Below are 6,329 nucleotides of genomic sequence, written 5' to 3' on the forward strand. Positions count from 1 at the left end.
CGCGCTCGGGCGCGACTCGCTCGCGGAGCACGGGATCGAGCGGGTGTGGGCACTCAGCGCCCTGAGCGACCGCGACACGTCCGCCGATCCTCGGCTCTCGGCGCAGCTGCTCCGGCAGCTCGGGCATCGAATTGGCCACGATCTCGGGGCGCCGACGCTGCGCGCGTAGCCTTGATGGGGTAGGTTCCTTTCTGATTTGCGACGGGGCGGACCATCCGGCCCCGGGGAGCCGGAGGCTACGAACATGGCAGAGAAGACCGTCCTCGAGGCCGTGACGATTGCCGTCGCGGCCGCGGATCTCCTGGGCGAGAAGCTCGCGAAGGCGAGCTCGCAGGAGCTCCTGGACATGGAGGACCGCGCGCCCCTCGAGCTCGCGGAGTTGTACGAGAACTTCGAGTCGAGCGCCGCGGCCGCGGTCGAGGTGCTCCGGGAAGTCCACACCCATGGCTGGTGGGAGCGAGCCGACCCCCACACGATCGGCCACGCCTACATGACGGCCAGGGCCTGGAAGGACTTCGAGCCAGCTGCGGCCGATGCCGAGGCGACCATGCGGGTCGAGCTGCGGCGGCGGTACGGCATCGATGTCGAGTCGACGTACGGCAAGGCGCAGGAAATCCAGGACCAGTACGAGAAGCTCGAGCTCGGCCGGCTCATGGCGAAGTTCAAGCAGAAGAAGGACGTGCAGGAGCCTGGCCAGGCGGAGGGCGGCGAGCCTCAGGCCTGAGCGGAGCCGACGTTCCGCGCGGGGGTGCACGTTTGTCGCGGGGGTGCACGTTTGTCGCGGGGGTGCACGTTGCAACGCGTTCCGAGGTGCGCTCTCGCATGAAAGGTGCGCTCTCGTATGAAGAGTGTGCTTTCGCGCGCATCCTAGATCGCGGTCGAGGCGCGGACCACGAGCGAGGGCTCGACGAGGTCATGCCGAGGGGGCCCGTCCGGGTTCCTCAGCCGCGCAAGCAGCGTCCGGGCGGCCTCGGCGCCGATCTCGCGGTTGTGCGGGTCCACGCTCGTGAGCGCGAGGTGCCGGTAGGCAGCGAGAGGCGAGTTGTCATAGCCGACGACGGCGACGCCCCCGGGCGCCGCGAGCCCCCTCTCGCTGAGGGCGGCGAGGGCGCCCACGGCCATGACGTCGTTCGCGACCACGAGTCCCGTCAGCCCGGCGTGCCCGGCCAGGAGCTCCGACGTCGCGGCGTACCCGTTCTCCTCCGAAGTACTCCCCTCGGCCCCTGCGACGAGCGGCTCGAGACCCGCGGCCCGCATGGCTCGCTCGTAGCCGCGCCGCCGGTGGGCCGCCGGGCCGCCGAGTCCGCTCACGTGACCCACGGCGGTGTGACCCAGGCCGAGCAGGTGGTGCGTGGCGAGCTCGCCGCCGCGGTCGTCGTCGCCCGCTACGACATCCGCACCCGGGAGCGTGCCCGCGCCCAGCTCGCGGGTGCCCGCGACGACCACGGGGACCGGGACGTTCCGGAGGAGCTCCGCGGGGGGCTCCGCCGCGAGGACGAGCGCATCCGCGTGCTGGGCGAGGAACCCGTCCACGGGGTTCAGCCCGGAGGCCGTCTCGAGCTGGAAGTCGGCCACGCTCACCGTGTAGCCCGCGGGGTCGAGGACCGAGCGCAGGCCCGCGAGGAGCTCGACGAACCACGGGTTGCGGAAGTCGTCGATGAGTACGCCCACGGCCCTGGTCTTCTGGCTCGCGAGGACGCTCGCGGCCCGGCTGGGCCGGTAGCCGAGCTCGGCGATCGCGGTGAGGACGGCCTGGCGCCTCTCGTCGCTCACGTGCGGGGCGCCCCGGAGCACGAGCGAGACGAGCGACTTCGAGACGCCGGCCCGTTGGGCGACGTCGTAGATGGTGGGGCGGGGGTCAGCAGCCACGGGACCATCATGGCACTCTCGGCGAGTGTCGCCGTCGTTCGCTCTGGGACTATTGACAGGACAAACTGGGCTTCTTATTCTCGATGTGTGGAGCGCTCCAAACTTCCACCCAAGACTTCCCTCAAAGGAGAGATCATGCCCGAGTCCCTCGGCGTCGCCGTCATCGGCGCTGGCATGGCCGGCAAGGCCCACGCGGCCGCCTACCGCACCGCGAGTGCGCTCTACCGACCGACCCTTCCGGAGATCCGCCTCGTCTCGATTGGGGACGTCAACGCTGAGTTCGGCCTGGCCGCCGCCCGGCGCTTCGGCTACGAGCGGCACGATGCCTCGTGGCAGGCCATCGCGGAGGCGGACGACATCGACGTGGTCAGCGTCGTCATCGCGAACTCGCTGCACCGCGAGGTCGTCGAGGGCCTGCTCGCCGCCGGCAAGCACGTGCTGTGCGAGAAGCCGCTCTCGGACACGCTCGCCGACGCCCGCGCGATGGCGGACGCCGCGCGAGCCGCCGAGGCCCGCGGGAATCTGGCGCGGATCGGCTTCACGTACCGGCGCTCGCCCGGCATCGCGGCCATTCGCGAGCTCATCCAGAACGGCACGCTCGGCCGGCCGCTGCACTTCTCCGGTCGGTACTGGACGGACTACGGCTGCAGCCCGGAGGCGCCCATGAGCTGGCGGTACAAGGGCGGCCCGGGCTCGGGCGCGCTCGCGGACGTCGGGAGCCACATGACGTACATCGGCGAGTTCCTGTGCGGGGACATCCAGGCGGTCTCGGGCGGGCAGCTCTCGACCGCGATCGCCAAGCGCCCGCTCCCGCTCGGTGCCGTCATGGGCCACGACCACGCGGCGGTGAGCGACACTTTCGAGGCCGTCGAGAACGACGACGTCGCCGCCTTCTCCGCCGAGTTCGCCCAGTGCATCGGCAGCATCGAGGTCTCCCGCGTCGCCGCGGGCCACGCGAACTCGCTCATGTTCGAGGTGTTCTGCGAGAACGGTGCGGCGCTGTTCGACCAGCGCCGCCCTGCCGAGATCGGCCTGTTCCTCTCGGAGGGGCCGTCGGCGCAGAACGGCTACCGCCAGGTGATCCTCGGCCCCGACCACCCGTACCTCGCTGGTGGGCTCCCGATGGATGCGCCGAGCGTGGGCTTCGGCCAGAACGAGGCGTTCGCGTACCAGGCGCGCGCCTTCCTCGAGGAGGTCGCCGGGCTGCCCGAGGCCGAGTCGCTCCCGCGCTGCGCAACGTTCGACGACGGCGTGCGCAACATGGAGGTCCTCGCGGCCGTCACCGAATCGGCTCAGAACAACGGAAAGAAGGTCTCGCTGTGAAGCTCGGCGTCTACAACGCGATCCTGCACGACCGGTCGCTGCCGGAGGCGCTCAAGGTCATCGGGGGCCTCGGCCTGACCGGGATCGAGATCAGCACGGGCGGCTTCCTGCCGGCCGTACACGTCCCGACCTTCGACGACATCCTCGTCTCCGACGCCGCGCGGGACGACTACCTCGCGATCTTCGAGGGCACGGGGGTGGGCATTGCCGGCCTGAACTGCAACGGCAACCCGCTGCACCCCAAGGCCCAGATCGGGGAGAAGCACGCGGAGGACATCCGCCGCTCGATCCGCCTCGCCGAGCGCCTCGGCCAGAACCGGGTCGTGACGATGTCCGGCCTGCCCGGCGGCGAGCCCGGCGCGACCGTGACGAACTGGATCGTGAACGCGTGGAACTCCGCGGCGCTGGACGTCCTCGACTACCAGTGGGACATCGCCGCCAAGTTCTGGCGCGAGACCGATCGGCTCGCCGCCGAGCACGGGGTCAAGGTCGCCCTCGAGCTGCACCCGCAGAACATCGTGTTCAACACCGCTGACGTCTACAGGCTCGTCGAACTCACGGGTGCCACGAACGTGGGCGTCGAGCTCGACGCCTCGCACCTGTTCTGGCAGCAGATGGACCCCGTCGCGGTGGTCCGCGAGCTCGGCCCGCTCGTGTTCCACGCCGCCGCGAAGGACGTTCGCGTCAACGCCGAGAACGCGCGCCTGTACGGCGTCCTCGACAACCGGTTCCGCCGGCTCTCCACCGACGAGGCTCGCACGAACCTCGGCGGCGACGAGTGGGCCAACGAGTGGCCCAAGGACTCCGCGTGGGACTTCGTGGCCCTGGGCCGCGGGCACGACGCCGCGTACTGGGGAGAGTTCCTCCGCGCCCTGTACGAGGTGGACCCCGACATGATGGTGAACATCGAGCACGAGGACGTCTCCCTCGGCCGCATCGAGGGCCTCGAGGTCGCCGCGGGCGTGCTGCTCGAGGCCGCGCGCTCGGTGGGCGTTCTCGCCGAGGCGTGAGGAGCGGGCCGCGTCCAATTGCGCCGTCACCTCCGCTCGGTTCGCACCCTGCGGAGCTGACGGCGCAACGAGATTCGCCGACGGCGGCGTGGCGGGAGACTAACGGACGACGGCGCGCGGCGGCGCCGTGCTCGACCTCACCGTGAGCGAGGGCGGCACGAGCGAATGGGTCACCTGCCCGTCGAGGGCGGCCGCGGCGGCACCGACCGCCGCGGCCGCGAGTGCGTCCGGGTCCTGCCGCACGCTCGTGAGCTGCACATGAGCCAGGGCGGCGAGCCGCGAGTCGTCGTAGCCGACTATCGAGAGGTCCTCCGGGATGCGGATACCGCGCTCGCGGAGTCCGTGCATGAGGCCCACCGCGAGCACGTCGTTGAACGCGACGACTGCGGTGAGCGGAGCGCGGCCAGGGGGAGGTGTTTCCACGAGCGCGGCGAGCGGGCGGGCGGCCGTCATGCCGTCCGTCTCCGTCGGCCCGCCCCGGATTAAGATCGGCGTCTCCCCGGCCTCGTTCAGGAGGCGGTCGAAGGCCCCCGCCCGGGCGTCCGAGCCGACCGCGGAGCCGCCGTCCACGTGGGCGATGCGCCGGTGCCCGAGCCGCCGGAGGTGTTCGATCGCGAGGCCGATCCCCGCGGCCTCGTCCGTGGCGACGCTCGCAAGCCGCGGCCGGTACTGCGGTTGGAGCACGGAGACCGCCGGAACGGGAAGGTCCAGGAGCTCCGTGTCCTCGGACTCGGGTGCGAGGACGAGGATGGCCTCGACGTTGAGATCGAGGAGCGATTGAAGCGCCTCGCCTTCCGAGCGTCGCGGGCCGCGGGCGCTCAGGACGATGTCGAAGCCAGACTTCGACGCCGCGGGGTAGAGGGCCTCGACGATCTCGGCGTGGAACGCGCCGTCGAGCGCGAAGACCACCCCGAGCAGGTGGCTGCGCGAGCTGCGCAGGAGCCGGGCACGGGCGTCGGGCCGGTAGCCGAGGCTCGCGGCGGCCGCGAGGACCCGCTCGCGCGTCGCGTCGCTCGCGCCCGGCGCATTGCGCATGACGATCGATACGAGCGCGCGCGAGACCCCCGCCTCGGCGGCGACGTCCGCGAGCGTGGCGCGTTTGGCCATGTCACCTCCTGAGGGAATTCTGCTCCAATCGTACTAGAACGATCTAGACAGCGCGGCGACGCCATGCCAAACTGCTGATATCGCCCGGCTAGAACGTTCTAGGACCGGGCCCGAAGCTTCTCCGAGAGGACTGTCATGAGCTACCATTCCGTCGCCTCGGCACGGCCCGAGCCGGTCCGCATCGGCCTCGTCGGCGCGGGCTGGATGGGCGCGTTCCACGCCCGCAGCCTCGCCCTGCGCATCCCCGGCGCGAGCCTCGTCGCGATCGCCGATCCGGCGCTCGCCGTCGCCGAGGAGCTCGCCGCCGAGCTCGGCGTCGCGAGGGTGACCCCCGACCCCGCGGATCTTATGACCGACCCCGAGGTCGACGCCGTCGTCATCGCGGGGCCCGCGCGCTTCCACGCCCAGCTATCGATCGACGCCGCCCGCGCGGGCAAGCACGTGTTCTGCGAGAAGCCCGGCTCGATCGACGTCGCCGAGCTCGCGCGCGTCGAGGACGCCGTCGCGACCGCGGGCGTGCATTGGCAGATCGGCTTCAACCGCCGCTACGCCGCCGACTTCCTGGCGGCCCGCCGCGACGTCGAGTCGGGCGCAGTCGGCACCCCGCAGCTCCTGCGCTCGCTCACGCGCGACCCCGGAACCGGCAGCATCCCGCACGCCGCGAGGGTCCCGCAGTGGACCATCTTCCTCGAGACGCTCATCCACGACTTCGACGCGCTCAACTGGTTCAACGCCGGCGCCGAGCCCGTGAGCGTCCACGTCACGGCGGACGCCCTCGTCGAGCCGAGCTACAGGGACGCGGGCTTCCTCGACACGGCGGTCGTGACGGTCCGCTACTCGAACGGCGCGATTGCCGTCGCCGAGGCCAACTTCTCCGCGCTCTACGGCTACGACGTGCGCGGCGAGGTCTTCGGCTCGGCGGGAATGGTCCAGGCCGGGCGGGCAACCGAGACCGCGGCCGTGCGGTTCGGCGCCGAGGGGCTCTCGGCCGAGACCCCGCGCCTCAACATCGAGCTGTTC

At 71.4% G+C, this 6,329-nt stretch carries 6 protein-coding genes; 4 read left to right on the plus strand and 2 right to left on the minus strand.

Annotation, left to right across the window (positions count from 1 at the left end; genetic code table 11):
• Positions 1-244: 244 nt before the first annotated feature.
• Positions 245-724: a hypothetical protein gene (locus ACLN58_RS16245; RefSeq protein ID WP_415856294.1), complete on the plus strand. Its 480-nt coding sequence runs from the start codon at positions 245-247 to the stop codon at positions 722-724.
• A 143-nt stretch (positions 725-867) separates the two neighbouring features.
• On the opposite strand, the gene ACLN58_RS16250 is transcribed toward ACLN58_RS16245, so the two are convergent.
• Positions 868-1,869 carry a LacI family DNA-binding transcriptional regulator gene (locus ACLN58_RS16250; protein WP_415856295.1) on the minus strand — a complete coding sequence of 334 codons (1,002 nt, stop codon included), beginning with the start codon at positions 1,867-1,869 and terminating at the stop codon, positions 868-870.
• A gap of 135 nt (positions 1,870-2,004) precedes the next feature.
• Here ACLN58_RS16250 and ACLN58_RS16255 point away from each other — a divergent pair, with 135 nt between their 5' ends.
• Together ACLN58_RS16255 and ACLN58_RS16260 are read left to right on the plus strand one after the other, a co-directional pair.
• The gene (locus ACLN58_RS16255) at positions 2,005-3,192 is read left to right on the plus strand and encodes a Gfo/Idh/MocA family protein (protein WP_415856296.1); all 1,188 of its coding nucleotides are present in this window, start codon (positions 2,005-2,007) and stop codon (positions 3,190-3,192) included.
• Entirely contained in the window at positions 3,189-4,202 is a 1,014-nt protein-coding gene (locus tag ACLN58_RS16260) for a sugar phosphate isomerase/epimerase family protein (RefSeq protein ID WP_415856297.1), read from the plus strand. The genes ACLN58_RS16255 and ACLN58_RS16260 overlap by 4 nt, the downstream gene beginning before the upstream one ends.
• A gap of 99 nt (positions 4,203-4,301) precedes the next feature.
• Here the strand turns inward: ACLN58_RS16260 and ACLN58_RS16265 are convergent, their stop codons facing one another.
• Positions 4,302-5,309, minus strand: coding sequence for a LacI family DNA-binding transcriptional regulator (locus ACLN58_RS16265; protein WP_415856298.1), 1,008 nt, complete (start codon positions 5,307-5,309; stop codon positions 4,302-4,304).
• Positions 5,310-5,444: 135 nt separating this feature from the next.
• Here ACLN58_RS16265 and ACLN58_RS16270 point away from each other — a divergent pair.
• On the plus strand, positions 5,445-6,329 hold an 885-nt coding region (locus tag ACLN58_RS16270; RefSeq protein ID WP_415856299.1), incomplete at its 3' end, for a Gfo/Idh/MocA family oxidoreductase.

This window comes from Sinomonas sp. G460-2 (assembly GCF_047759905.1).
Taxonomy (GTDB): Bacteria; Actinomycetota; Actinomycetes; order Actinomycetales; family Micrococcaceae; genus Sinomonas.

Bases quoted from the DNA above. Each gene is read 5' to 3' on its own strand.
- ACLN58_RS16265 (WP_415856298.1), bottom strand. From the start codon at position 5,309: ATGGCCAAACGCGCCACGCTCGCGGACGTCGCCGCCGAGGCGGGGGTC.
- ACLN58_RS16255 (WP_415856296.1), top strand. From the start codon at position 2,005: ATGCCCGAGTCCCTCGGCGTCGCCGTCATCGGCGCTGGCATGGCCGGC.
- ACLN58_RS16245 (WP_415856294.1), top strand. From the start codon at position 245: ATGGCAGAGAAGACCGTCCTCGAGGCCGTGACGATTGCCGTCGCGGCC.